Origin of the sequence: Zavarzinia sp. CC-PAN008, from assembly GCF_051903925.1 — a bacterium.
Classification (GTDB): domain Bacteria; phylum Pseudomonadota; class Alphaproteobacteria; order Zavarziniales; family Zavarziniaceae.
This window is the reverse complement of the sequence record NZ_CP173678.1, coordinates 3,423,421-3,448,170: the sequence shown is the minus strand read 5'-3', so window position 1 is coordinate 3,448,170 and position 24,750 is coordinate 3,423,421. Positions and strand designations below refer to the sequence as shown.

The following is a 24,750-nucleotide window of genomic DNA, read 5'->3' as shown; positions in this document are numbered from 1 at the left end:
TCATCCGGAGGAGACCGAAGGCCGCCCTCGAGGGATGTTGGTGCGGCGCCTCACGCGCCGGGTTGGAGCCTGAATGAACCGGTTCGAGTGGATGCTGGCGTTGCGCTATCTACGGGCGCGCCGGCAGGAAGGTTTCATCTCCGTCATTGCCGGCTTTTCCCTGGCGGGGATCGGCCTGGGTGTCGCGACCCTGATCATCGTCATGGCGGTGATGAACGGCTTCCGGGCCGAGCTGCTGGGCCGCGTGCTGGGCCTCAACGGGCACATGGTGATCACGGGGGCGGCGGCGCCGCTGACCGACTACGACGCCATCGCGACCCGGGTGCGCGCCGTGCCAGGCGTGCGCGAGGCCTTTCCCATCGTCGAGGCCCAGGTCATGGCCATGTCCCAGGGGCGCGCCAACGGCGCCATGGTACGGGGCATGACGGCGGCCGACCTGAAGGACCAGCTGGTCGCCCAGAAGCTGACCGGCGGCAGCCTCGACGCTTTTGGCGGCGACAACATCCTGATCGGCGACCGGCTTGCCCGGAACCTGGGCCTGGCCGTCGGGGACCAGCTCACGATCGTGGCACCGCAGGGCACCGCGACCGCCTTTGGCACCGCGCCCCGGCTGAAGGCCTATACCGTCGCTGCGACCTTCAACATCGGCATGTACGAGTACGACTCGAGCTATGTGTTCATGGGCATGGAGCAGGCCCAGGTCTTCTTCCGGATGGGCGGTGCCGCCAGCGCGATCGAGGTCAAGGTGGAGGATCCCGATCGCACCAGCCAGTTCATCGGCCCCGTCTATCGCGCCGCCTATAGCGCGGAGACGCCGGTCGGCGTCGCGGACTGGCAGCAGATGAACGCCAACTTCTTCTCGGCCCTGCAGGTCGAGCGCAACGTGATGTTCCTGATCCTGACCCTGATCATCCTGGTCGCGGCATTCAACATCATCTCCAGCCTGATCATGCTGGTGAAGGACAAGACGCGCGACATCGCGATCCTGCGGACGATGGGTGCGGCACGCGGCTCGATCATGCGGGTGTTCGTCATCGCCGGCTCGTCCGTCGGGGTGATCGGCACCTTTGCCGGCTTCGTCCTGGGCGTCCTGTTCTGCGAGAACATCGAATCGATACGCCAGGGGATCCAGGCCATGACCGGCTGGCATCTGTTCCCGGCGGAGGTCTATTTCCTCAGCCAGCTGCCGGCGAAGATGGAATGGCACGAGGTCGGCTACGTCGTCGCCATGGGCCTGGGCCTGTCCTTCCTGGCGACCTTGTATCCCTCGTGGCGGGCGGCCCGCCTCGATCCCGTGGAGGCCCTGCGCTATGAGTGACGTGGCCCTGGCCCTGACCGGCATCCGGAGGAGCTTCGTCAGCGGGACCGCTCGCCTGGACGTGCTGCGCGGCGTCGACCTGGCGATCCAGCCGGGGGAGATCGTGGCCCTGGTCGGGCCATCGGGCTCCGGCAAGTCGACGCTGCTGCACATTGCGGGCCTGCTGGAGCGGGCCGACGCGGGCGAGATCCGCATCGCGGGGCAGGCGATCAGCAGCGCGTCCGACGCGGAGCGCACCGCGACGCGGCGCACGGCGCTGGGCTTCGTCTACCAGTTCCACCATCTGCTGCCCGAGTTCTCGGCGGCCGAGAACGTGATGCTGCCCCAGTTCATCGCCGGCCGACAGCGGGGCGAGGCATCGGCGCGCGCGGCCGAACTGCTGGCCCGGGTGGGGCTGGACAAACGCGGCCACCATCGACCCGGCAAGCTCTCGGGCGGCGAGCAGCAGCGCGTCGCGATCGCGCGGGCCCTGGCCAACCGGCCCGCGGTCCTGCTGGCGGACGAGCCGACCGGCAACCTGGACCACGGCACGGCCGAGATCGTCTTTGGCGAGCTCATGCACCTGGTGCGGGAGGATCGCCTGGCGGCCCTGATCGCCACCCACAATCCTGACCTGGCGGCCCGCATGGACCGCATCGTGACGCTCAAGGACGGCGTGCTGGTCGCCGCCTGACGCATCGCCCGGTCAGCGCAGCTTCACCGCAGTGCCGTTGCAACTGACCATGAGCATCGAGCCGTTATTGCCGACCACTTCATAGTCGATGTCGACGGCAACGACGGCGTCGGCGCCACGGGCCTGGGCCTCGTCGCGCAGAGCGTCCAGCGCCTGGTCGCGGGCGTCGCGCAGGACCCGCTCATAGGAGCCGGCGCGGCCGCCCACCAGATCGCGGATCGAGGCAAAGAAATCGCGGAACAGGTTGGCGCCCAGGATCGCCTCGCCGCTGACCACGCCCAGGTACTGCGACACCTGCCGGCCGTCGATGCCGTCGGTCGTCGTGATGATGATCTCTGCCATGGGGTCCCCTCCAAACGGATGGCGTGGATCCTAGCCCAGGTCTCGAGACTGTGGCGCGACGACGTCCCGGGAAGGAGCCCTGCGCATGGTCTTCAGCGCCCCCTGCGCGGACCGCACGCCCGATGTGCTGGCGCTCTATGCGCTCTACGACGCGTTCAACGCCCGCGCGGTCGAGCAGATCCTCGCGCGTCTCGCCCCTGATGTCGTCTGGACCGACTGGCTCGGGGGCGGTCAACTGCATGGCCACGCGGCCCTGGCAGACCATTGGCATGGGCAGTTCCTGGCGCTCGACCCACAGGCCGCCGTACGGGGCATCGCGATCGAGGACGACGGCCGGCTCACCGTGTCCGTCCACCTGGTCGTCCGTGCACGGGACGGAACGATCCTCGGGGACGGTGCCGTCACCCATCGCTATCGCATGGGCGACGGCAAGGTCTTCTCGATGGTGGCCGTCGGGGGTTGAGGCCGCGCCAGCATCGCCGGGGCAGGGACGTGCGGCCCCGCGGTGGCGATGCTGGCGCGGCGTATGCCTTACTCCGCCGCCTGCGCCGTGGCGCGGCCCCGGATGGCGCCGAAGCGCTTGTCCAGGATCTCGTCCGCCTCGCGGATGATGCGGGCGATCAGGTCCTTGCAGGTCGGGATGTCGTGGATCAGGCCCTGCACCTGGCCGGCCGACCAGATGCCATGGTCCGGATCGCCGTTCTCGTAGACGATCCGGCCGCGGGCGCCCGCGACCAGGTCCTTCACGTCCTCGAACTTGGCGCCGCCCTTGCGTTCGATCGACACGACTTCCTGGCTGACGGCGTTCTTGGCGACGCGCGCCGTGTTGTGCAGCGTCCGGAAAATCAGGTCGGTGCCGCGCTCGTCATTGGCGACGATCTGCTCCTTGATCTTCTGGTGGATCGGGCTCTCGACGGTGCACATGAAGCGCGTGCCCATGTTGATGCCGTCGGCGCCCAGCGCCAGTGCCGCGACCAGGCCGCGACCGTCGGCAAAGCCGCCGGAGGCGATCATGGGAATCGTGATCTTCTCGGCCGCGGCAGGGATCAGGATCAGGCCCGGCACGTCATCCTCGCCCGGGTGGCCGGCGCACTCGAACCCGTCGATCGAAATGCCGTCGACGCCCAGCTTCTGCGCCTTCACCGCGTGGCGGACGGCGGTGCACTTGTGCAGGATCTTGACGCCATTGGCCTTGAAGTCGGGCATGTGGTCGGTGGGCGCATAGCCCGCCGTCTCCACGATCTTGATGCCGCTTTCGATGATGACGCGGCGATATTCGTCATAGGGCGGGGGGTTGATCGCCGGCAGGATCGTCAGGTTCACGCCGAACGGCTTGTCGGTCAGCTCGCGGGCGCGGGCGATCTCCTTGCGCAGGTCTTCAGGCGTCGGCTGGGTGAGCGCCGTGATCAGGCCCAGGCCCCCGGCATTGGCGACCGCCGCGGCCAGCTCGGCGCGGCCAACCCACTGCATGCCACCCTGGACGATGGGATATTCGATCCCGAAGACTTCCGTGAACCGCGTCTTGAACATCGCGACAGATCTCCCCTGCGAAGGGGCGCAGACTGCCGCCGAACCCCGCCGCTTGCAACAGGATTACCGTGCGGTCGGTAAAGCTGCCGCGTTCCGCTTTGCTGGGCGGCGGGTCTCAGTTGCCGGTCAGGCCTGAGCAACCTCCGGCAGGCTCTGCTGTGCCAGCCATTCAACCATCGCGTCCGCCGGCATCGGCCGGCTGAACAGGTAGCCCTGGCCCATGCGGCAGCCCAGCGCGCGCAACTCCCGCCACTGGCCTTCGTCCTCCACGCCCTCGACGATGCATTCCAGGTCCAGCGTGCGGCACAGGCCGACGATGGCGGTGACGATGGTGCGGCTGGACGGATGGTCCAGGTCGCGGACGAAGCTGCGGTCGATCTTCAGCTTCTGCAGCGGCAGCCGGTGGAGGTAGCCCAGGCTGGAATAGCCAGTGCCGAAGTCGTCCAACGCCACCTTGCAACCCAGGTCCGCCAGAAGCCGCATCGACTGGGCGGCCGCGTCATAGTCGCGCATCACGGCCGTCTCGGTCAGTTCCAGGATCAGCCGTGTGGGATCGACGCCGCTCCGGCGGACGCACTCGGCGATGGCGGCGACCGTCTCGGACGCGGTGATGTCGTGGGCGGACAGGTTGAACGACAGGGCAAGGGATGCCGGCATCCGCTCCAGGTGGCGCAGGGCCTTGCGCAGCAGGACCAGCGTCAGGCCGTGGATCATGCCGGAGCGTTCGGCGACAGCGATGAACTGGTCGGGACGAACGGGACCAAGGACCGGGCTGGTCCAGCGGGCCAGCGCCTCGACCGCGACGGTCTCGCCCGTGTCCGTGTCCAGGATCGGCTGGAAATGGATGTCCATCTCCTGCTCAAGATCGGCCGCGTGCAGCGCCGTCTCGGTCGCACGCTCGGCGCGGATGCACGTCTCGTGCTGCAGCGAGAACAGGGTGGGGCGCCCGCGATTGTTCAGCTTGGCGTGATAGAGCGCGTAGTCGGAGCGGTCGAACAGGGCGTGCGCCTCGGTTCCTGCGTCGGGGAACACCGCCAGGCCGCAGGAACAGCCGATGCTCACGCGCACGTCCTCGAACTGGAACGGTTCGCTCAACAGGTCGCAGACGCGCTGCCCGATCGCCTCGACCTCGGCCACGCCATCAAGCAGCAGCAGGCCGAACTCGTCGCCGCCCAGGCGCGCCACCACCAGTCCCTCGTGCGCGATCCGGCGCAGGCGACGACCCACCTCGGCCAGGATGCGGTCGCCAAAGACATGGCCATAGGTATCGTTGACCGGCTTGAAGCGGTCCAGATCGAGCAGGCCCACCGCGAACCGCCGGTCGGCCGGCCCGCTCGCTCGGATCTCCGCTTCCAGCCGCGCAAAGAAATAGCGCCGGTTGGGCAGGGCGGTCAGGCTGTCGGTCTGCGCCAGCCGCGCGTTCTCGTCGCTCAGCCGCTCCGTCTCGGCCTGCTTGGCGGCAAGCTCGGCCTGGCTGCGCACCAGCTTGCGGAAGGCGCCGAAATTGTTGAACAGGATCTGCAGCATGACCCCGGTCACCAGCAGGATGTTCATCGCGATGGCCGCGAACACCGTGCTGTCGGCGCTGAGGTAGTAGCCCAGATAGGGCAGGGTGACCGACACCGTCACCAGCAGCGCCGCCTGCGGCAGGTGCATCAGGCAGAAGATGCAGCCGATCACGGTGATGGCGATGAACAGGGCGACATGGCCCCGCTCCTGCGGCCCGCCATAGGCGTTGATGGTCAAGGCCCAGGCGATATAGCCGACCGCCAGCACGCCGGCCAGGACGGTCGTCAGGCGCAGCTGGCGGGCGGCGGCGGCGGCGCTCAACCGCTCGTGCCGCCGCTTCACCCAGACGGCGAGGCGCCAGATCGAGATCGCAAGCAGAAGTCCCGGCGCACCCAGGGTGAGGGAGACGGGAGCCAGGCCCCACATATTGAAGGCGACTGCTGCCGCGTTGACGACAAGCAGGGCATAGAGCAGCGGGACCTGGCGCTTCAGTTCCGCGAACTGGGCGACAACGACGTCATCCTCGGCCCCTGTCAGCCAGAGCCAGCGCAGGAGGCCGAGACCTCGCGACAATTTCTGCCCTCCCGTCCGGCTGACCTTGCCGGACGGGATCAGGATGGTCCGATCGTCGTATAGTTTCGGTAAACGCCGTCAGGTCCGGCCGGCCAGGACCTCGTGCGCCAGATCGAAGACCTGGGCCACGGTCGCCTCGCGGATGCCGGCGCGGCCCAGGTCGCCCAGCAGCAGCTGGCGGTGTTGCGTGCCATCCCGGCTGGCGCAGGCGATGTGGACCAGTCCGACCGGCTTGGCGGCACTGCCGCCACCTGGTCCGGCGACGCCGGTGCACGATACGGCCAGGTCGGCGCGGGACCGGGCCAGCGCTCCCTCCGCCATGGCGCGGGCGACGTCCTCGCTGACCGCGCCGACCGCGGCGATCAGGTCCGCGGGCACGCCGACCAGCTCGGACTTGGCCTCGTTCGAATAGGTCACGAAACCGCGGTCGACCACGTCGCTGGAGCCCGGAATCTCGGTCAGGCAGGCAGCGATCAGGCCGCCGGTGCACGATTCGACGGTCGCGATGCGCAGGCCCCGTGCCCGCATTGCGGCGAGAAGGTCGGTGGCGGCGGCAGCCAGGTCGGGCGCGATGCTCATGTCCATTCCTCTCAGGGCAGGCGCAGGGTCGCCGCGGCCTGGGCCGCGATGCCCTCCTCGCGCCCGGTGAAGCCCAGACCTTCGGTCGTCGTCGCCTTGACGCTGACCTGGGCCACGTCCAGGCCCAGGATCTGTGCGATGCGCTGCCGCATCGCCTCGCGATGCGGGCCGACCTTGGGGCGCTCGCAGATCAGGGTGACGTCCAGGTGGTCGATCACGCCGCCGGCCTGTGTCACCAGGTGGCCCGCATGTTCAAGGAACTGCGCCGAATCGGCCCCCTTCCAGCGCGGATTGCTGGGCGGGAAGTGCTGGCCGATATCGCCCTGGCCCAGGCCGCCCAGGATCGCATCGACCAGGGCATGCAGACCGACATCGGCATCGGAATGCCCGACCAGGCCACCGCTATGCGGGACATGGATGCCGCAGAGCATGACGCCGTCCCCCGGCCCCAGGCGATGCACGTCATAGCCCGTGCCGACGCGCACGCGGCTTGGACCCAGGCGGCCTTGCGCCCGGATCAGGTCGTCAGCCGTTGTCACCTTGTCATTGTCCTCCGCGCCCAGGACCAGGGCGACTGCCAGGCCCGCATGCTCGGCCACCGCCGCATCGTCCGTCAGGCCCAGGCCTGCGGCGCCGCGATGGGCCGCCAGGATGTCGTCGAAGCGGAACCCCTGCGGCGTCTGGGCCCGCCACAGGCCGTCGCGCGGCACCGTGCCAGTCACCACCTCGCGCCCCTGTTTCAGGGTATCGGTCACCGGCACGGCGGCGATCGCCGCGGCCTGCGCGTCCAGGGCCGCGATCACCCGCCCGATCACGTCCGGCCCGACATAGGGCCGCGCCGCATCGTGAATCAGCACCTTGGCCGGGCGATGCTCCGCCAGGGCCTCAAGCCCGGCGCGGACCGAGTCCTGCCGCGTCGCCCCACCCGCGACCGGGGGCAACAGGTCCAGTCCATGCGCCGCCGCCTCGGCCGTCGCGGCGTCATAGAGCGTCCGGTGCGCCGGGTCGATGACCACGCAGACCGGGCCCAGGCTGGCAAAGCACCGCAGCGTATGGGCCAGGATCGTCCGGCCCCCGGCCACCTGGTATTGCTTGGGCACGTCGCCGCCGGCGCGCTCGCCGCGCCCGGCCGCAACGATCAGGACGGCCACCCCGCCCTGTGCGCGCTCAGCAGGCATGGCCTGCCCAAATATGGCGCCCATGTTGCAATGCGGCGACTGCGGCGCTAGGTTTGCCCGTTCCTTGAGCATTTCCCGAAACGGCACAGAAAATGGGCATTTGCATTGGCCCGCTGAAGATTGACGACCCGGTCATCCTGGCTCCCATGTCGGGTGTCACGGACATGCCTTTCCGTCGTCTTGTCAAGCGTCTGGGCGCCGGGCTGGTGGTTTCCGAGATGATCGCCAGCGAGGCGATGATCCGCAACTCGCGCCAGTCCCTGAAGATGGCCCAGAACGTGGCCGAGGAATTTCCCATGGCCGTCCAGCTTGCCGGGTGCGAACCGGCGGTGATGGCCGAGGCTGCCAAGCTGAACGCCGACCGGGGCGCAGCGCTGATCGACATCAACATGGGCTGCCCCGTCAAGAAGGTCGTGAATGGGCATGCCGGATCGCACCTGATGCGCGACCTGGCCCATGCCCGCCGCCTGCTCGAGGCAACGGTGAAGGCGGTCGACCTGCCGGTGACGCTCAAGATGCGCACCGGCTGGGACGACAACAGCCGCAATGCGCCTGAACTGGCCCGCATCGCCGAGGATGTGGGCATCCGCATGATCACGGTGCACGGCCGCACGCGCTGCCAGTTCTACGAGGGCCATGCCGACTGGGGCTTCATCCGCAAGGTGAAGCAGGGTGTGTCCATCCCGGTCATCGCCAACGGCGACGTGACCACGCTGGAGGATGCCCGCGCGATCCTGGAGCAGTCGGGCGCCGACGGCGTCATGGTGGGCCGCGGCGCCTATGGCCGGCCCTGGTTCCTGAACCAGGTCATCCATTACCTGAAGACAGGGCAGGCATTGCCCGACCCCGCGCTGGAGGTCCAGTACGCGCTGCTGCAGGAGCATTATGAGGCGATCCTGGAGCATCATGGCACGCAGCCTGGCGTGCGCTTGGCCCGGAAGCATGTCTCCTGGTATTCCAAGGGTTTGCAGGGATCTGCTGAGTTTCGGTCCGAGGTGAACCGGATCGACGACGCGGCCGGCGTGCGCGCCGCCATGGCGCGCTTCTATGAACCGCTGCTGGAGCGCAAGGCGGCCTGATGGGACGCGCCTTGCCCAAGCCGGCCTCGCCCTTCGCGCTGGCGGTGCCGGATCCGGACATCCTCTTCAACGCGCTGCCCGACCCGCACCTGGTCCTCGACCCGGCGGGCCGCATCATCCAGGTGAACACGGCGGCGGAGCACTTCTTCGCCAGCGGCGCCGGCATCCTGATGCGCCGCCGGCTGTCGGACCTGGTGCCGTTCGACAGTCCCCTGCTGGCGCTGGTCACCCAGGTGCGGGCGCAGGGCGTCTCCATGTCCGAGCACGAGGTCGAGCTGGATCCCGCCCGCCAGGGCAGCCGCCCGGTCGACATCGAGGTGGTCTCGATCACCGAACTGCCGGGCCACCTGCTGGTCGCGCTGCGCGAGCAGACGATCGCCCGGACGATCGACCGGCAGATGGTCTCGCGCGCGGCCGCCCGTTCGGTCAGCGGCATGGCGGCCGTCCTGGCGCACGAGGTGAAGAACCCACTCTCTGGCATCCGGGGTGCGGCCCAGCTGCTTGAGGAGAACGCCAGCGAGACCGACCGCGACCTGACGCGCCTGATCTGCGAGGAAACGGACCGCATCTGCGCCCTGGTCGACCGGATGGAGGTCTTCACCGACCGCCGCCCGATGGAGCGCGATGCGGTGAACATCCACCAGGTCCTGGAACATGTGCGCCGCGTGGCGCAGACGGGTTTTGCCCGCCGCGTCCGCTTTGTCGAGCAGTACGACCCGTCCCTTCCGCCCGTGCATGGCGACCGCAACGCGCTGGTCCAGGTGTTCCTGAACCTGGTGAAGAACGCCGCAGAAGCGCTTGAGGACATGAACGGAACGGGCGAGATCATGCTGACCACGGCCTATCGCCATGGCGTCCGTGTGCAGGTCCCCGGCACGCGCAAGCGGCTGAAGCTGCCGCTGGAAGTGACGGTCCGCGACAATGGTCCCGGCATTTCCGCGGACCTGCGCACCCAGATGTTCGAGCCGTTCGTGACCACCAAGGCGACCGGCACCGGCCTGGGCCTGGCCCTTGTCGCCAAGATCATCGGCGACCATGGCGGCATCGTCGAATGCGAGTCGGAACCGCGGCGCACCGTCTTTCGCGTGCTGCTGCCGATGGCGGGCTCGTGAGCATGGCGGATGGCAGCACGATCCTGGTCGCGGACGACGACCGGGCCATTCGCGAGGTTCTGGATCGGGCGCTGGGACGTGCCGGCTATCACGTGCGCTGCGCCTCCAACGCTTCCACCCTGTGGCGCTGGGTATCGGAGGGCGATGGCGACCTCGTCATCACCGACGTGGTGATGCCGGACGAGAACGGCCTGGACCTGCTGCCGCGCATCAAGCGGGCCCGGCCCGACCTGCCGGTCATCGTCATGAGCGCGCGCAACACGCTGCTGACCGCCGTGAAGGCGGCGGAGCGCGGCGCCTACGAGTACCTGCCCAAGCCGTTCGACCTGAACGAGCTGACGGCCATGGTACGCCGCGCCCTGGCAACCCCGCGCGCGGCGCCCGAGGCCGATGGCGACGCGTCCCAGGATACGGACGAGATGATGCCGATCATCGGCCGCTCGCCCGCCATGCAGGAGATCTACCGCGTCCTGGCCCGCCTGATGGCGACCGACCTCACCGTGATGATCACGGGCGAGTCGGGCACGGGCAAGGAACTGGTGGCGCGCGCCCTGCACGACTATGGCAAGCGGCGCGGGGGACCGTTCGTCGCCGTGAACATGGCGGCGATCCCGCGCGAGCTGATCGAGTCGGAGCTGTTCGGCCACGAGAAGGGGGCCTTCACGGGCGCCGCCCTGCGCAGCGTCGGCCGTTTCGAGCAGGCCGAGCGCGGCACGCTGTTCCTGGACGAGATCGGCGACATGCCGCTGGAGGCGCAGACCCGGCTGCTGCGTGTGCTGCAGCAGGGCGAGTACACGACGGTGGGGGGCCGCACGCCGATCCGCGCCGACGTCCGCATCGTCGCCGCCACCAACCGCGACCTGCGCCAGCTGATCCACCAGGGCCTGTTCCGCGACGACCTGTTCTATCGCCTGAACGTCGTGCCGATCCGCCTGCCGCCCTTGCGCGAGCGGCGGGAGGACGTGCCGGACCTCGTGCGCCATTTCCTGGCCGAGGCCGTGAAGGAGGGCCTGCCGCCGAAGCTGCTGGACGGGGCCGCGATGGAGCGCCTGAAGCGCCATCGCTGGGCCGGCAATGTGCGCGAGCTGGAGAACCTGGTGCGCCGCCTGGCCGCCCTCTATTCCGAGGACGTGATCGGGGTCGAGGCGGTCGAGACCGAGCTGAACGAGCCCCAGGCCCATGCCGCCGAGGAGCAGGGCGCGGGGCGGGAGACGCTGGGCAGTGCCGTCGAGCACCACCTGAACCGGTATTTTGCGGCCCATGGCGACGGCCTGCCGCCCAGCGGCCTGTATGACCGGATACTGCGCGAGATCGAGCGCCCGCTGATCGAGATGAGCCTGTCGGCCACGCGCGGCAACCAGATCCGCGCGGCGGAGCTGCTGGGCCTGAACCGGAACACGCTGCGCAAGAAGATCCGCGAACTGGATATCCAGGTCTATCGCGGCCTCAAATGAGGCGGTCCGGCAACAGGACTGCGCGTGATAGGGTCGTGCGCAGTGTGTGGGCCGTGTCGTGGCCGTCGTACCGCGTGGACTGATGATCGAACAGGCTTCGAACCTTGCCGGCGACCCGGCCGGCCCGGACGCGGCCCCCAACCCGCAGCCGACCTGGAGCCGCTTTGCCGACTGGGCGCACCGGGTGGGCCTGGGTGGCAAGCTGGCCATCGGCGTCGTCATCCTGGCGCTGGCTGCCGGCCTTGCCACCTATGTCGCGCTGACGGGCACCTCGCTCTTCCTCGCGGACCAGCGGGCCATCGTCGTCCTGCTGCTGCTGGACCTGGTGCTGATCCTGGCGCTGGCCAGCATCGTCGTCGGGCGCCTGATCCGGCTGTGGGTGGCCAGGCGCACCGGTTCGGCGGGCGCGCGCCTGCATGTCCGCATGGCGGCGCTGTTCTCGATCGTCGCGGTGCTGCCGACCGTCGTTGTTGCCGTGGCCTCCGCCGCGTTCTTCAACCTGGGCGTCCAGGCTTGGTTCAGCGAACGCGTGCAGAACGCGCTGTCCAGCTCGGTCGCGGTCGCCCACGCCTATGTCGAGGAACACCGCAAGACGATCCAGGCCGACATCCTGGCCATGGCGACGGACCTGGAACGCCAGGCCATGCTGCTGGACAACAACCCCGCGGCCCTGAACCGGCTGCTGGACGCGCAGGTCGCCGCCCGCAACCTGGCGGAAGCCGTGATCCTCGACAGTTCCGGCCGCGTCGTCGCGCGCTCCTCGCTGAGCTTCAGCATGGCCTTCGAGCGGGTGCCGATGCAGGCCCTGGAGCGTGCCCGCGCAGGCGAGGTCGTCACCCTGACGAACGAGGAGGACGATCGCGTCCGCGCGCTGTCCCGGCTCGACCGCTTCCTGGACGCCTATCTGTTCGTAGGCCGGTTCGTCGATCCGCGCGTGATCGGCCATGTGGAACGGACCCAGGCGGCGGCCGACGAGTACCAGCGGCTGGAGGATCGCCGGTCCGAATTCCAGATCACCTTCGCCATCATCTTCATCGTCGTCGCCGTGCTGGTCCTGCTGGCGGCGGTGCTGGCCGGCCTGTGGCTGGCGACCCGCATCGTCACCCCCATCGGTGCCCTGGCCGCGGCGGCGGAGCGGGTGCGCACGGGCGACCTCAGCGCCCGGGTGGAGGAGGGGGCGACGGACGACGAGATCGGCACCCTGGCGCGCGCCTTCAACCGCATGACGACCCAGCTGGACGGCCAGCGTCGCGAACTGGTGGAGGCCAACCACCAGCTCGACCGTCGCCGCCGCTTCATGGAGACGGTGCTGTCGGGCGTCACCGCCGGCGTGCTGGGGGTGGACGAGGACGGTCGCATCACGCTTCCCAACCGCTCCGCCACGCAACTGCTCGACGTGCCGCCCGAGGCGCTGATCGGCCATCCCTTCCAGGAGGCGGTGCCCGAGATGGCGGGCCTGATGGCGGATGCGATGGAGCGCGGCGAGCGCATGGTCCAGGGCCAGGTGATGGTCAATCGCGGCGCCCGGCCGCGAACCCTGGTCGCCCGCGTGGTCCGCGAGCGCACGGGCACGGAAGCGCGGGGCTATGTCGTGACCTTCGACGACATCAGCGACCTGGTCGCGGCGCAGCGCATGGCCGCCTGGGCCGACGTCGCGCGCCGCATCGCGCACGAGATCAAGAACCCGCTCACCCCGATCCAGCTCTCGGCCGAGCGGCTCAAGCGCAAGTACATGCGGGAAATCTCGACCGATCCCGAAATCTTTTCCCAGTGCACGGAGACGATCATCCGCCAGGTCGGCGACATCGGCCGCATGGTCGACGAATTTTCGGCCTTTGCCCGGATGCCGTCGCCCGTGTTCAAGGGCGAGAACATGGCCGACCTTGCCCGGCAGGCAAGCTTCCTCATCGCCTTTGGCCAGTCCGACATCGTGCTCGAGACGGATTTTCCCAGCCGGCCGGTCAACCTGCGCTGCGATGGCCGGCAGGTGATCCAGGCCGTCGGCAACCTGCTCAAGAACGCGGTCGAGGCGATTGAGGGGCGGGAGCCGCGCGGGGGCGAGGACGCGCCACCCCAGGGCCACATCGTGCTGCGCGTGCGCGAGGCCGAGGACGCCGTCGTGATCGAGGTCAGCGACAACGGCCGCGGCCTGCCGTCCGAGCAGCGCGACCGCCTGATGGAGCCCTATGTGACGACGCGCACAAAAGGAACCGGCCTTGGTCTTGCGATTGCGAAGAAGGTCATGGAAGAACATGGCGGTGAAATCAGCCTGGACGATTCGCCTGGGGGAGGGGCCGTGGCGCGGCTGAGTTTCCCGCGTGCGGTGGCCGACGCGGCACCCGCCACCAGTGCCTCCGGCAGCGGCGCTCCCGCCGTCCCGGGCCCTGCCTCAGCGATGACCCTTGGGACCGAGGTCGCGGTGAAGAGAGTTCAAGCCCATGGCGCGTGACATCCTGGTCGTCGATGACGAAGCCGACATTCGGGAACTGACCGCCGGCATTCTGTCGGATGAGGGCTACAAGGCCCGGACCGCGGGCAACAGCGACCAGGCCCTGGCCATGATCGGCGCGCGCAAGCCGTCGCTGGTCGTGCTCGACATCTGGCTCCAGGGCAGCCGGCTTGACGGCCTGGAGCTGCTGGACGAGATCAAGCGCCAGCACGCCGACATTCCCGTGATCATGATCAGCGGCCACGGCAACATCGAGACGGCGGTGGCCGCGATCAAGCGCGGCGCCTATGACTTCATCGAGAAGCCGTTCAAGGCCGATCGCCTGTTGGTCCTGGTGGAGCGGGCGATCGAGGCGGCGCGCCTGAAGCGGGAGAACAGCGAACTGCGTCAGCGGTCCGGCCATGCGGACGAGCTGATCGGCAATTCCGCCGCCATCGTCCAGGTCCGCCAGATGGTGGAGCGCGTGGCGCCGACCGGCAGCCGGGTGATGATCATGGGTCCCGCCGGATCGGGCAAGGAAGTCGTCGCCCGCCTGCTGCATGCCCGTTCGCGCCGGCGGGAAGGACCCTTCATCGTCGTCAACGCCGCGACGATGGCGCCCGAGCGCATGGAGCTGGAACTGTTCGGCCAGGAGGAGGCACCCGGCGGCGAGGGCGGCCGGCGCGTGGGCCTGTTCGAGCAGGCCCATGGCGGGACGCTGTTCATCGACGAAGTGGCCGACATGCCGCTGGAGACGCAGGCCAAGATCCTGCGCGTCCTGGTCGACCAGACGTTCGAGCGCCTGGGCGGCCGGACCAAGGTCGAGGTCGACGTCCGCGTCGTCTCCGCCTCCAGCCGGGACCTCAGGGCCGAGATCGGGGCAGGGCGCTTCCGCGAGGATCTCTATCACCGCCTGGGCGTGGTGCCGATCCGCGTGCCGGCTTTGTCCGAGCGTCGGGAGGATATCCCGCTGCTGGTGAAGCACTTCATGCAGCGCCTGGCCGCCGCCACCGGCCTGCCGCAGCGCCTGATCGGCGAGGATGCGATGGCGGCGCTCCAGACCAACGACTGGCCGGGCAATGTCCGCCAGCTGCGCAACATCTGCGAGCGCCTGCTGATCATGGCGACGGACGACACGCAGAGCGCCATCCGCGCCGACATGCTGCCGTCCGAGATTTCCAACGGCATGCCGGCGACACTGCGCAGCGAAGGCGGCGAGATCATCATGGCGATGCCGCTGCGCGAGGCGCGCGAGCTGTTCGAGCGCGACTACCTGATGGCGCAGATCAACCGCTTTGGCGGCAACATCTCGCGCACGGCCGCCTTCATCGGCATGGAACGCTCGGCCCTGCACCGCAAGCTGAAGTCGCTGGGCCTCAACGTCGCCGACCGCTCACCGGGTCCCTGAGGGCGGGTCGGCCCGTTCCCGCCCGAAGAACGCTTTGGCGCAATCTGATGGCACGGGCGCCGCGCCCGCGCCACTATGCGGGCTTCGCAGGCGCAGCAGCGTCCGCAACCCGCCGCAACCCGCGTTCAGCTCCAAGAGGGTCCCATGTCGCGCGTCGCCTATGTGAATGGTCGCTATGTCCCGCATCGCGAGGCCGCCGTTCATGTCGAGGATCGTGGCTACCAGTTTGCCGACGGCGTCTATGAAGTGGCCGCGGTGATGGACGGCCGGCTGCTCGATCTTGAGCCGCACCTGGATCGCCTGGACCGCTCGCTGGACGAACTGCGCATCGCCCATCCGCTGGCCCGGCCCGCCCTGCGCGTGGTGCTGGAGGAGGTGCGCCGCCGCAACCGCCTGCACAACGGCCTGCTCTATTTCCAGGTGACGCGCGGCGTCGCCCGGCGCGACCATCCATTCCCGCGCCAGGCGGAGCCCGCCCTGGTCGTCACCGCGAAGCCGCTGTCCTTTGCCAGCATGGAACGCCAGGCCGAGGCCGGCGTGGGCGTGATCAGCGTGCCCGACCAGCGCTGGGCGCGCTGCGACATCAAGTCGGTCGGCCTGCTGCCGAACATCCTGGCCAAGCAGGCCGCGCGGGAGGCCGGGGCCTATGAAGCCTGGATGATCGACCGCGAGGGCTTCGTGACGGAGGGCAGCTCGACCAACGCCTGGATCGTGGACCGCGACGGGCGCGTGATCACGCGCGACATCTCCAACGCGATCCTGTCCGGCATCACCCGCAAGGCGCTGCTGGCCGCCGCCCGGCGCGAGGGGATCGAGATCGTCGAGCGCAAGTTCACGATCGAGGAGGCAAAGGCCGCGCGGGAGGCGTTCATCACCAGCGCCACGGCCTTCGTCACGCCCGTCACGTCGATCGACGGGCAGACGCTGGGCAATGGCCACCCGGGAGAGCTTGCGACGCGCCTGCGCCGGATCTACCTTGATGCGGCGCGGGCGGAGGTTGCCCAGGCCGCCTGAACGGATGTCCTGACGGGCGCCATTCGGGACTGCCGGGCACGGGACGCGACGGCCGCGCGACTCTGGTGCGGTGCCATTTTGCTGCACCGCACAAATATCGTGCGCAAGCCTCTTGCGGAATCGGTTGCTTTGCACCATTTCGTGTCCGACAAGCTGGTGCGACGGCGCTCCGCCGGCACATCAACAAGATCAAGAATAACGGCAGGCCAAACATGTCGGACCGCTCCCAGAACGTGCAGGATGTCTTCCTGAACTACGTTCGCAAGAACAAGTCGCCGGTCACCGTCTTCCTGGTGAATGGCGTCAAACTCCAGGGTGTCATCACCTGGTTCGACAACTTCTGCGTGCTGCTGCGTCGGGATGGCCACATCCAGCTCGTCTACAAGCACGCCATTTCGACCGTGATGCCGGCGGGACCGATCCAACTGTTCGATCCATCTGCCGACGCGGCGCGTGACGGGGCCTCTTGATCGACTCGAATACCGGACTTTCGGGGCGGACCATTGTCGTCCACCCCTATCTGAGACAGGACACCGCAACCCGGCCCCGCCAGCCGGACAGTCGCCTGGACGAGGCCTGCAGCCTGGCCCAGGCGATCTCCCTCGAGGTGGTCGAGGCCGAAGCGATCGGCCTGGACCGCATCCGCCCCGGCACGTTCCTGGGCACGGGCAAGGTGGACGAACTGGCGTTGCGCGTAGCCGACGCGGAGGCCGACGTGGTGATCGTCGATGCCGCCCTGTCGCCGGTTCAGCAGCGCAACCTGGAACGCGCGCTGAAGACCAAGGTGATCGACCGCACCGGCCTGATCCTTGAGATCTTTGGCGAGCGTGCGGCGACGCGGGAAGGGCGCCTGCAGGTCGAACTCGCCCATCTCAGCTACCAGCGCAGCCGCCTCGTGCGCTCCTGGACCCACCTTGAGCGCCAGCGCGGCGGCTTCGGCTTCCTGGGCGGGCCAGGCGAGACGCAGATCGAGGCGGACCGCCGCGTGATCGGCGAGCGCATCACCAAGCTGAAGAAGGAACTGGAGCAGGTCACGCGCATGCGCGCCCTGCACCGCCGGGCGCGGTCCAAGGTGCCGCATCCGATCGTGGCGCTGGTCGGCTACACCAATGCCGGCAAGTCTTCGCTGTTCAACCGCCTGACCGATGCCGGCGTGCTGTCGGCCGACATGCTGTTCGCGACCCTGGACCCGACGATGCGCGGCCTGGTCCTGCCCAGCGGCCGGCGCGTCGTCCTGTCCGACACGGTGGGCTTTGTCTCCGAACTGCCGACCCATCTGGTCGCCGCCTTCCGCGCGACGCTGGAGGAGGTGCTGGAGGCGGACGTCATCCTGCATGTGCGTGACGCCGCCCACCCGGAGCGGGAGGCGCAGAAGGCCGATGTCGAGGCGATCCTGTCCGACCTGGGGGTGGAGCCTGGCGACGCCCGCATCATCGAGGTCATGAACAAGACCGACCTGCTGGACGAGACCGAGCGCGACATCCTGCGCCGCCGGGCGGAACACGACCGCAGCACCGTGTCGGTGTCGGCGCTGACCGGCGATGGTGTCGCGGCCCTGCTGTCGCGCCTGGACCGTGCGCTGGGCCAGGCGCGGGAGGACGTCGTGCTGGACGTCGATCTGGCCGATGGCGCGACGATTGCCTGGCTCTATGCCCATGGCGAGGTCCGCGCGCGCGAGGACAGGGAAGGGGTGGCGCACCTTGTCGTGGGGCTGGACCCCGCCGACAAGGGCCGGCTCGACAAGCTGCGCAGCCAGCACTGAACCCGGGCTGCGTGGGCGCTGCGTTGACAGCGCACCCGCCGCCGCCAAAGATGCGCGCCCAGCACAGCCTACGCCGCCGAGCCCGCATCCGACGGGCGCATCACGAACAGGGGACCGCCCGATGAAGTTCAAGCCGTTGCACGACCGCGTCGTGGTCAAGCGCAGCACGCAGGAAGAGAAGACCAAGGGCGGGATCATCATCCCCGACACCGCCCAGGAAAAGCCGCAGCAGGGCACGATCGTGGCCGTCGGCTCTGGTGCTCGCGACGAGAAGGGCACCCTGGTCCCGCTCGACGTGAAGGCGGGCGACACCATCCTGTTCGGCAAGTGGTCGGGCACGGAGGTCAAGATCGACGGCCAGGACCTTCTGATCATGAAGGAATCCGACATCATGGGCGTCCTCGATACCTGAGGTCCCTGCCGACGGTTGAGCCGTCGTGCCAAGATCCTTCGAGACGCCCTGTCCAGGGCTCCTCAGGATGACGCATGTTGCGAAATTTCCGAGAAGACAACGGCGTCATGCTGAGGAGCGGCGCGGTACGCGACGCGTCTCGAAGCATCCGAAGCGACGATAACGTGGCGTCAGCCGCGCTCCGCACGCTTCGCGCGGTCCCATAGCGCGTCCATCTCGTCCAGCGTCGATTCCTCGGGCCGCCGGCCGTCTTCCGCCAGCCAGCGCTCGACCCGGCCGAAGCGGCGCTCGAACTTGGCATTCGTGCCCGCCACGGCCTGTTCGGGGTCGACGCCCAGGTGCCGCGCGATGTTGGCCAGGACGAACAGCACGTCGCCCAGCTCGTCCGCGATGCGGGCCGGATCCCCGCCGGCCACTTCAGCCCGCAATTCGCCGATCTCCTCGCCCAGCTTGTCGAACACGGGATCGAGTGCCGGCCAGGTGAACCCGACGCGCGCCGCGCGCGCCTGAAGCTTCACGGCACGCGTCATCGGGGGCAGGGAGGCGGCAATCCCGTCCAGCACGCCGGCTGCGGGCCCCCGTTCCTGGGCCTTCTGCGCTTCCCACGCCAGAGTCTGGGCGTCGGCGTCGCGTGTGGCGGCGGTGCCGAACACGTGGGGATGGCGCCGCTCCATCTTGTCGCTGATCGCATCCGCGACGTCGGCAAAGGCAAAGGCGCCTGCCTCCTCGGCCATCCGGGCATGAAACACGACCTGGAACAGCAGGTCGCCCAGCTCGTCCTTCAGCGCATGCAGGTCGTCGCGGCGGATCGCGTCCGCCACCTCGTACGCCTCCTCGACGGTATAGGGCGCGATCGTGGCAAAGGTCTGGGCGCGGTCCCAGTCACAGCCGCCCGGGCCGCGCAGCCGCGCCATGATCCCCAGGATGCGGGCAAGGCCCCGCGCTGCCGCCTGATCGTCCATGCGATTTCGTCCTGCCTGAACCTAGGCCCCCTTGTCCTAGACTGGTCCGCATCAGGCAAGGGGAGGGCCGTCCATGAGCACCAGGGCAGAGCGGGTCGCGACATTCCGCGCGCTGCATCGCAAGGGACAGCCCTTCGTGGTGGCCAATGCCTCCGACGCCGGCTTTGCCCGCCTGTTCACGCAACTTGGGTTCCAGGCCCTGGCCACCACCAGTTCAGGGCTGGCCTTCACCCTGGGCCGCACGGATACCGAGGCCGGCCTGGCCGATACCCTGGCCAATTGCCGGGCGATCTGCGCGGCAACCCACCTGCCAGTGAGCGCCGACCTGGAGAACGGCTTTGCCGACGCGCCGGAGGATGTGGCCCGCACCATCCGGCTGGCGGCCGAGACGGGCCTGGCCGGCGGCTCGATCGAGGATGCGACGGCGCGAGAGGACGATCCGATCTACGATTTCACCCTGGCGGTCGAGCGTGTCCAGGCCGCGGTCGAGGCCGCGCGGGCGGTTCCGGGCGGCTTCGTGCTGACGGCGCGGGCCGAGAACTACCTGCACGGCCGGCCGGACGAGGACGACACCCTGCGCCGGCTGGAGGCGTTCCAGGCCGCCGGGGCGGATGTGCTGTTCGCGCCGCTGCAGCCGACGGAGAGCATTGCCCGCTTCACGGCCGCCCTGTCGACGCCGCTCAATGTCCTGGTCAGCGGCGGCAATGCCGGCCTTGCGATCAGCGACCTGGCCGCGCTGGGTGTGGCGCGGATCAGCGTGGGCGGCGCGCTTACCCGCGTCGCCATCGAAGCCACGGCCAACGCGGCGCGCGAGATCCTGGGGCAGGGTACCTTCACCTATGGCAAGGGCCTGGCTCCGTTCCCGTTCTGAGCGTCAGGGGCGGCGCGTCAACTAGACGGGCGCGTCGTTCTCCCGGTAACCAGGGACGCCGCCATGAATGGCACCAAATCTGGGCGCAAACTCAAAACCCAAAATGCGCATAATATATATTATGGAAAATACGAGTGCCGCCAGCGTCTGAGGAGCCAGAGGATCGGCGGAATGCTGGCCAGCCAGATGACGCGCCCCTGGTAGCGCGGGCTTGGGTTCGAAAGCGCGCCGCAGATCACAGCATTGGCGGCCAGTGCGGCAAGGATGAAGCCCGCCAGCAGCGCCAGGCTGGACAGCGCCTCGCGTTCGTCGACCGCGCCGCGTCCTGATGGCGAACGCAGGGCCGCGGCCATCACCATGACCAGGCACAGGCCGAGGGACAGGAACCCGACCGGCCGATGCAGCAGGTTCAGCGTATTGACCGGCGACTGCGTCGGCCAGGCGGCCTCGGCGAAGCGTGGGTCGCTCTGCTGCCGTGCGGCGCGGAACGCGGCGACCTGGTGCGGCAGCAGGCGCTCGATCGGCTCCGTCACGAACCACAGCCCGGACGCAAGGCCACCGGCGGTGCGGAAGTTCATGAACTGCTCGGCACCCGCCACGAGGGCCGTTGCGGCCTGCCGCCCCGGCATGCGGACCACGCTGCGCAGGACCAGGTGGCGTGCCTCCGCCTCCAGCGTGTCCCAGCCGCCCAGCCCATCGACAGTGCCCGGGCCGCGGCCCCACAGGAAGTCGTTGGCACTGCGCGGCAGGTGCGCGCGGGCGGCGCACAGGCCGGCGAACGCGGGGTTCGGGCAATCCTGGTCGAGTACCGCCTGCGCAATCCCGTCCTGCACCAGGCGCCCCAGCACGAACACCGCGCCACCCGGTGTCAGGGCGGGCCTGCCGGTGGCCAGCCAGCCCGCCGCGGCCAGCACAGCCACGCCGAGCCCCGCGGCAGCCAGCGGCAGGATGGGCCGCGCATGGCGGAAACGAACAGATAGCGTCCGCAGCAGGATCACAGGAAGAACAAGTACCAGGGCGAGCGCCAGATGGGCCATGTGGGCCGCAACCGCCAGCGCCACAATGCTGGCCAGACCCACCCTTTCCCAAAACGAAAGGCGCAAGGCGCAAAACGAAAGAAGATAGAGCGCCAGGATCATGAGACCGGCCAGGATGTCCGGCATCACCTGACTGACATACCAGGCGACGCCGGTCAGCGCGGCCATCGCGGTGATCAGCAGGAAGGCATGCGCGCCTGCGCCATGGACCCGGGCCAGCAGCCAGAAGGCCCACAGGGTGGCGGCCGCCTGCAGCGCGATGCCGGGCCACAGGCCCAGGGGCGTGGTCGCCAGGATGGTCGCGAACTGGCCATAGACCAGCGACCGGCCCGGCGCCAGCGTGCCCGTCAGCCCGCGTTCTACATAGCCGCCCGAATCGTAGAACAGCAGCGGAAAGCCGTTCAGCACAGCGGGGAGCAGCAGCAGCACGACCCCTGCCCCGCCGGCCGCCAGCCACAGCGCGCGCCCGGCCGGCCCGGCCGCCGCGGTCCGGTCAGCGGCGCTCAGATCTCGATCTCCATCCCGTCGAAGGCCGGCTCGACGCCGGGCGGCAGTTCGGCCTTCAGCCGGGCATAGTCCATGTCCCAGGTCATGTGGGTCAGGATGGCCCGGGCCGGGCGCAGCCGTTCGATCCAGCTCAGGGTCAGGTCCAGGTGGGCATGGGACGGGTGCGGCTCGTAGCGCAGGGCATCGACGACCCAGACCTCGATGCCCGCCAGCGTCGCGAAGTTCTCCTCCGTCATCTCGCTGATGTCGGTCGAATAGGCGAACGGCCCGAAACGCAGGCCCAGCGACGGGCGCTTTCCGTGCTTCTGCTCAAAGGGGACGATGGCCATGTCGTTGACCTGGAACGGCCCGTCGACCAGGACGGGATCGCAGATCGCAGGATAGCCGTCCTGGCTGGTGAAGATGTAGCCAAAGCGCTGCTGGAGCGAGGCGAGCGTCACCGCGTCGGCGTGATAGGGCACGCGGCGCCGCATCGCGGCGGCGATGCCGCGCAGGTCGTCGATGCCATGGCAATGGTCGGCATGGTCGTGCGTGCAGATCGCGGCATCCAGGCGCCTGATCCCCGCGCGCAGCGCCTGCTGGCGGAAATCGGGCGTGGTGTCGACCAGGACGGCGGTACCCTTGTCCTCGACCAGGATGGAGACGCGAGTGCGCGCGTTCCTGGGTTCCAACGGGTCGCAGGCGCCCCAATGGCCGGTGACGGTCGGCACGCCGGACGAGGTGCCACAGCCAAGGATCGTGATCTTCATGCCGCCAGGTCCTGCGGCCGGCTGGCCTTCGCGAACAGGCGGAAGAAGTTGTCGGTCGTCTGGCGCATCAGCACGTCCTCGGCCACGCCCTTCAGCTGGGCCACGTGGCGCGCGGTGTGGACGACGAAGGCGGGCTCGTTGCGCTTCCCGCGGAAGGGCATGGGCGCCAGGAAAGGCGCATCCGTCTCGACCAGCAGGCGGTCAAGCGGGGTCAGCAGCGCCGCCTGCTTCACAAGGTGGGCGTTCTTGAACGTGACGATGCCGGAGAACGAGATCATCAGGCCCAGGTCGAGTGCGGCCTGCGCCAGTTCCAGGCCCGAGGTGAAGCAGTGGAGCAGGGCCTTGAAGGGCCCCTTCCCCATCTCCTCCCGCAGGATGGCGATCATGTCGGCGTCGGCATCGCGCGAATGGATGATGACCGGCAGGCCCGTCTCCCGCGACAGTGCGATGTGCATGCGGAAGGATTCGGCCTGGGCCCCCTTCAGGTGCCCCTCGCGGTGATAGTCCAGGCCGGTTTCGCCCAGGCCGATCACGCGCGGATGCGCCGCAAGCCGCGCCAGTTCGGCGCCATCAACGCGTGCCCCCTCGTCCAGTTCCTCAGGGTGGATCCCGACGGACGCCCAGATGCGGGGGTCCCGCTCCGCGATGGCGATCACCTGCCCCGCCTTTTCCAGGCTGGTCCCGATGGTGAGCATGGTCCCGACACCCGCCGCCGCGGCGCGGGCAATGACCGCTTCCCGCTCCGGCGCGAAGTCTGGGAAATCAAGATGGCAATGACTGTCGACGAGCATGCGGTCTTATAGACCGTGCGCCCGGACATTTGGATCCCGACCCGGTGCAAGGCTGCCTTCAGCGCCGGATTCGGTCGGGCACCCGTTGCCGTGCCGCCACCAGACGGCGTCCGGGCGCGACAGGGCTGCCAAAACAGCGCCGCACAGGGTGCCAGTTCAGGGCTAGGGTCGGGGCCGCCAAGCCCTGTGAGACGAGTTGCCGATGACCAGTCCGGCCGATGCGCACAACACCTCGCCCTTTGCCCATCGCAACTTCACCCTGTTTTGGTTTGCGCGCGTCGCCTCGGGTCTCAGCTTCCAGATGCAGGCCGTGGCGGTGGGCTGGCAGGTCTATGCCCTGACCGGGTCGGCGCTGCAGCTGGGCCTGGTGGGCCTGGCGCAGTTCGTGCCGATGGTCGCGCTGAACCTCCTGGCCGGTCATGCGGCCGACCGCTACCAGCGCCGCCGCATCATCCAGGCCTGCATGCTGATCGAGGCCCTTGCCATGGGCTTCCTGACGCTGGGCAATATCGAAGGCTGGCTCAGCCCCACCGCGATCTTCGCGGCGGTCGCGGTCGTGGGCGGCGCCCGCGCGTTCGAGGCGCCGACGATGGCCGCCCTGATGCCAAGCCTTGTGCCCCAGGCGATCCTGCAGCGGGCCGCGGCGCTGTCCGCCTCCGCCATGGAAACCGCGGTGATCGTGGGGCCGGCGGCGGGTGGCCTGCTCTATGCCCTGGGGCCGACCGTGCCCTATGCCGCGTCGTGCGTCCTGTTCGCGACGGGCAGCGTCCTCGTCTTCCTGATCGCCAGGCCGCCCACCCGGCCGGCCAAGGAACCGGTCACCCTGGCCACCGTGTTCTCTGGCTTCGCCTATATCTGGAGGCGAAAGATCGTGCTGGGCGCCATCTCCCTGGACCTGTTCGGCGTCCTGCTGGGCGGTGCCACGGCGCTGCTGCCGATCTATGCCAGCGACATCCTGCATACCGGGCCCTGGGGCCTGGGCCTGCTGCGGGCAGCCCCGGCGCTCGGCGCCGTGCTGACCTCGGTCGTGCTGTCGCGCTACCCGATGGAGCGCAATGCGGGCTTCCGCATGTTCATGGCGGTGATCGTCTTCGGCATCGCCACCATCGTCTTCGGCTTCTCGACCTGGCTGCCGCTTTCGATCGCGGCCCTGTTCGTCCTGGGGGCGGCGGACGTCGTCAGCGTGGTCATCCGCTCGTCCCTGGTCCAGATCGCGACGCCCGACACGATGCGCGGCCGCGTCTCGGCCGTGAACTTCCTGTTCGTCGGTACCTCGAACCAGCTCGGCGAGTTCGAATCAGGTGTCGCCGCGCATCTGCTGGGCACGGTGCCGGCGGTCGTCGTGGGCGGCGTCGGCACCATTGCGGTGGCGCTCCTGTGGATGCGCCTGTTCCCCCAGTTGCGTAGCCTTGACCGCATCGACGACTACGCCGCCGATCCGAAGCGGCCCTAGGGGCACGCA

The 24,750-nt window shown here is 69.0% G+C and carries 23 protein-coding genes; 14 read left to right on the top strand and 9 right to left on the bottom strand.

Annotated features, from left to right (window positions below; translation table 11 throughout):
• Window positions 1-73: 73 nt before the first annotated feature.
• Window positions 74-1,318: a lipoprotein-releasing ABC transporter permease subunit gene (locus tag ACI6GS_RS16195; protein ID WP_439814486.1), complete on the top strand. Its 1,245-nt coding sequence runs from the start codon at window positions 74-76 to the stop codon at window positions 1,316-1,318.
• Window positions 1,311-1,991 carry an ABC transporter ATP-binding protein gene (locus tag ACI6GS_RS16190; RefSeq protein WP_439814485.1) on the top strand — a complete coding sequence of 227 codons (681 nt, stop codon included), beginning with the start codon at window positions 1,311-1,313 and terminating at the stop codon, window positions 1,989-1,991. The genes ACI6GS_RS16195 and ACI6GS_RS16190 overlap by 8 nt, the downstream gene beginning before the upstream one ends.
• Window positions 1,992-2,003: 12 nt before the next feature.
• Here ACI6GS_RS16190 and ACI6GS_RS16185 read toward each other — a convergent pair whose 3' ends face one another.
• Window positions 2,004-2,333 carry a heavy metal-binding domain-containing protein gene (locus ACI6GS_RS16185; RefSeq protein ID WP_439814484.1) on the bottom strand — a complete coding sequence of 110 codons (330 nt, stop codon included), beginning with the start codon at window positions 2,331-2,333 and terminating at the stop codon, window positions 2,004-2,006.
• Between the two features lie 85 nt (window positions 2,334-2,418).
• On the opposite strand from ACI6GS_RS16185, the gene ACI6GS_RS16180 reads away from it, so the two are divergent.
• Entirely contained in the window at window positions 2,419-2,796 is a 378-nt protein-coding gene (locus tag ACI6GS_RS16180) for a nuclear transport factor 2 family protein (protein WP_439814483.1), read from the top strand.
• A gap of 68 nt (window positions 2,797-2,864) precedes the next feature.
• Here the strand turns inward: ACI6GS_RS16180 and ACI6GS_RS16175 are convergent, their stop codons facing one another.
• From ACI6GS_RS16175 to ACI6GS_RS16160, 4 genes are all read right to left on the bottom strand, one after another.
• On the bottom strand, window positions 2,865-3,863 hold the full coding sequence (locus tag ACI6GS_RS16175) for an NAD(P)H-dependent flavin oxidoreductase (RefSeq protein WP_439814482.1): 999 nt from the start codon (window positions 3,861-3,863) through the stop codon (window positions 2,865-2,867).
• A gap of 126 nt (window positions 3,864-3,989) precedes the next feature.
• Window positions 3,990-5,945 carry a putative bifunctional diguanylate cyclase/phosphodiesterase gene (locus ACI6GS_RS16170; RefSeq protein WP_439814481.1) on the bottom strand — a complete coding sequence of 652 codons (1,956 nt, stop codon included), beginning with the start codon at window positions 5,943-5,945 and terminating at the stop codon, window positions 3,990-3,992.
• Window positions 5,946-6,023: 78 nt separating this feature from the next.
• Window positions 6,024-6,524, bottom strand: a complete 501-nt coding sequence (locus ACI6GS_RS16165) for a CinA family protein (protein WP_439814480.1) — start codon at window positions 6,522-6,524, stop codon at window positions 6,024-6,026.
• An 11-nt stretch (window positions 6,525-6,535) separates the two neighbouring features.
• Entirely contained in the window at window positions 6,536-7,702 is a 1,167-nt protein-coding gene (locus tag ACI6GS_RS16160) for a bifunctional 2-C-methyl-D-erythritol 4-phosphate cytidylyltransferase/2-C-methyl-D-erythritol 2,4-cyclodiphosphate synthase (RefSeq protein ID WP_439814479.1), read from the bottom strand.
• Window positions 7,703-7,794: 92 nt separating this feature from the next.
• Here ACI6GS_RS16160 and dusB point away from each other — a divergent pair, with 92 nt between their 5' ends.
• The 9 genes from dusB (at window position 7,795) to groES (ending at window position 18,371) form a co-directional block, all read left to right on the top strand.
• On the top strand, window positions 7,795-8,781 hold the full coding sequence (gene dusB, locus ACI6GS_RS16155; protein ID WP_439814478.1) for a tRNA dihydrouridine synthase DusB: 987 nt from the start codon (window positions 7,795-7,797) through the stop codon (window positions 8,779-8,781).
• Window positions 8,781-9,893 (top strand): two-component system sensor histidine kinase NtrB, encoded by a 1,113-nt coding sequence (locus ACI6GS_RS16150; protein WP_439814477.1) that lies wholly within the window; start codon window positions 8,781-8,783, stop codon window positions 9,891-9,893. Before dusB ends, ACI6GS_RS16150 begins: the two co-directional genes overlap by 1 nt.
• Window positions 9,894-9,895: 2 nt before the next feature.
• The gene (gene ntrC, locus ACI6GS_RS16145) at window positions 9,896-11,347 is read left to right on the top strand and encodes a nitrogen regulation protein NR(I) (RefSeq protein ID WP_439814476.1); all 1,452 of its coding nucleotides are present in this window, start codon (window positions 9,896-9,898) and stop codon (window positions 11,345-11,347) included.
• Window positions 11,348-11,429: 82 nt separating this feature from the next.
• Window positions 11,430-13,796 (top strand): ATP-binding protein, encoded by a 2,367-nt coding sequence (locus ACI6GS_RS16140; RefSeq protein ID WP_439814475.1) that lies wholly within the window; start codon window positions 11,430-11,432, stop codon window positions 13,794-13,796.
• Window positions 13,786-15,183: a nitrogen assimilation response regulator NtrX gene (gene ntrX, locus ACI6GS_RS16135; RefSeq protein ID WP_439814474.1), complete on the top strand. Its 1,398-nt coding sequence runs from the start codon at window positions 13,786-13,788 to the stop codon at window positions 15,181-15,183. Before ACI6GS_RS16140 ends, ntrX begins: the two co-directional genes overlap by 11 nt.
• Before the next feature lie 144 nt (window positions 15,184-15,327).
• Window positions 15,328-16,197 carry a D-amino-acid transaminase gene (locus ACI6GS_RS16130; RefSeq protein WP_439814473.1) on the top strand — a complete coding sequence of 290 codons (870 nt, stop codon included), beginning with the start codon at window positions 15,328-15,330 and terminating at the stop codon, window positions 16,195-16,197.
• A gap of 212 nt (window positions 16,198-16,409) precedes the next feature.
• Window positions 16,410-16,667 carry an RNA chaperone Hfq gene (gene hfq, locus ACI6GS_RS16125; RefSeq protein ID WP_439814472.1) on the top strand — a complete coding sequence of 86 codons (258 nt, stop codon included), beginning with the start codon at window positions 16,410-16,412 and terminating at the stop codon, window positions 16,665-16,667.
• Complete coding sequence (gene hflX, locus ACI6GS_RS16120; RefSeq protein WP_439814471.1) at window positions 16,664-17,959, top strand: GTPase HflX; 1,296 nt, start codon at window positions 16,664-16,666, stop codon at window positions 17,957-17,959. The genes hfq and hflX overlap by 4 nt, the downstream gene beginning before the upstream one ends.
• Before the next feature lie 121 nt (window positions 17,960-18,080).
• On the top strand, window positions 18,081-18,371 hold the full coding sequence (gene groES / locus ACI6GS_RS16115) for a co-chaperone GroES (RefSeq protein WP_439814470.1): 291 nt from the start codon (window positions 18,081-18,083) through the stop codon (window positions 18,369-18,371).
• A 170-nt stretch (window positions 18,372-18,541) separates the two neighbouring features.
• Here the strand turns inward: groES and mazG are convergent, their stop codons facing one another.
• Entirely contained in the window at window positions 18,542-19,333 is a 792-nt protein-coding gene (gene mazG, locus ACI6GS_RS16110) for a nucleoside triphosphate pyrophosphohydrolase (protein ID WP_439814469.1), read from the bottom strand.
• 73 nt (window positions 19,334-19,406) lie between these two features.
• On the opposite strand from mazG, the gene ACI6GS_RS16105 reads away from it, so the two are divergent.
• Window positions 19,407-20,204: an isocitrate lyase/PEP mutase family protein gene (locus ACI6GS_RS16105; protein WP_439814468.1), complete on the top strand. Its 798-nt coding sequence runs from the start codon at window positions 19,407-19,409 to the stop codon at window positions 20,202-20,204.
• A 119-nt stretch (window positions 20,205-20,323) separates the two neighbouring features.
• On the opposite strand, the gene ACI6GS_RS16100 is transcribed toward ACI6GS_RS16105, so the two are convergent.
• The 3 genes from ACI6GS_RS16100 to ACI6GS_RS16090 all read right to left on the bottom strand — a co-directional run bounded on the left by ACI6GS_RS16100 (window position 20,324) and on the right by ACI6GS_RS16090 (window position 23,288).
• Window positions 20,324-21,670 (bottom strand): hypothetical protein, encoded by a 1,347-nt coding sequence (locus tag ACI6GS_RS16100; RefSeq protein ID WP_439814467.1) that lies wholly within the window; start codon window positions 21,668-21,670, stop codon window positions 20,324-20,326.
• Between the two features lie 74 nt (window positions 21,671-21,744).
• Window positions 21,745-22,497, bottom strand: a complete 753-nt coding sequence (locus ACI6GS_RS16095; protein ID WP_439814466.1) for an MBL fold metallo-hydrolase — start codon at window positions 22,495-22,497, stop codon at window positions 21,745-21,747.
• A complete protein-coding gene (locus ACI6GS_RS16090) occupies window positions 22,494-23,288 on the bottom strand; it encodes a TatD family hydrolase (RefSeq protein ID WP_439814465.1) in 795 nt (264 codons plus the stop codon). The genes ACI6GS_RS16095 and ACI6GS_RS16090 overlap by 4 nt, the downstream gene beginning before the upstream one ends.
• Window positions 23,289-23,490: 202 nt before the next feature.
• Here ACI6GS_RS16090 and ACI6GS_RS16085 point away from each other — a divergent pair, with 202 nt between their 5' ends.
• Window positions 23,491-24,741, top strand: coding sequence for an MFS transporter (locus ACI6GS_RS16085; RefSeq protein ID WP_439814464.1), 1,251 nt, complete (start codon window positions 23,491-23,493; stop codon window positions 24,739-24,741).
• Window positions 24,742-24,750 lie beyond the last annotated feature (9 nt).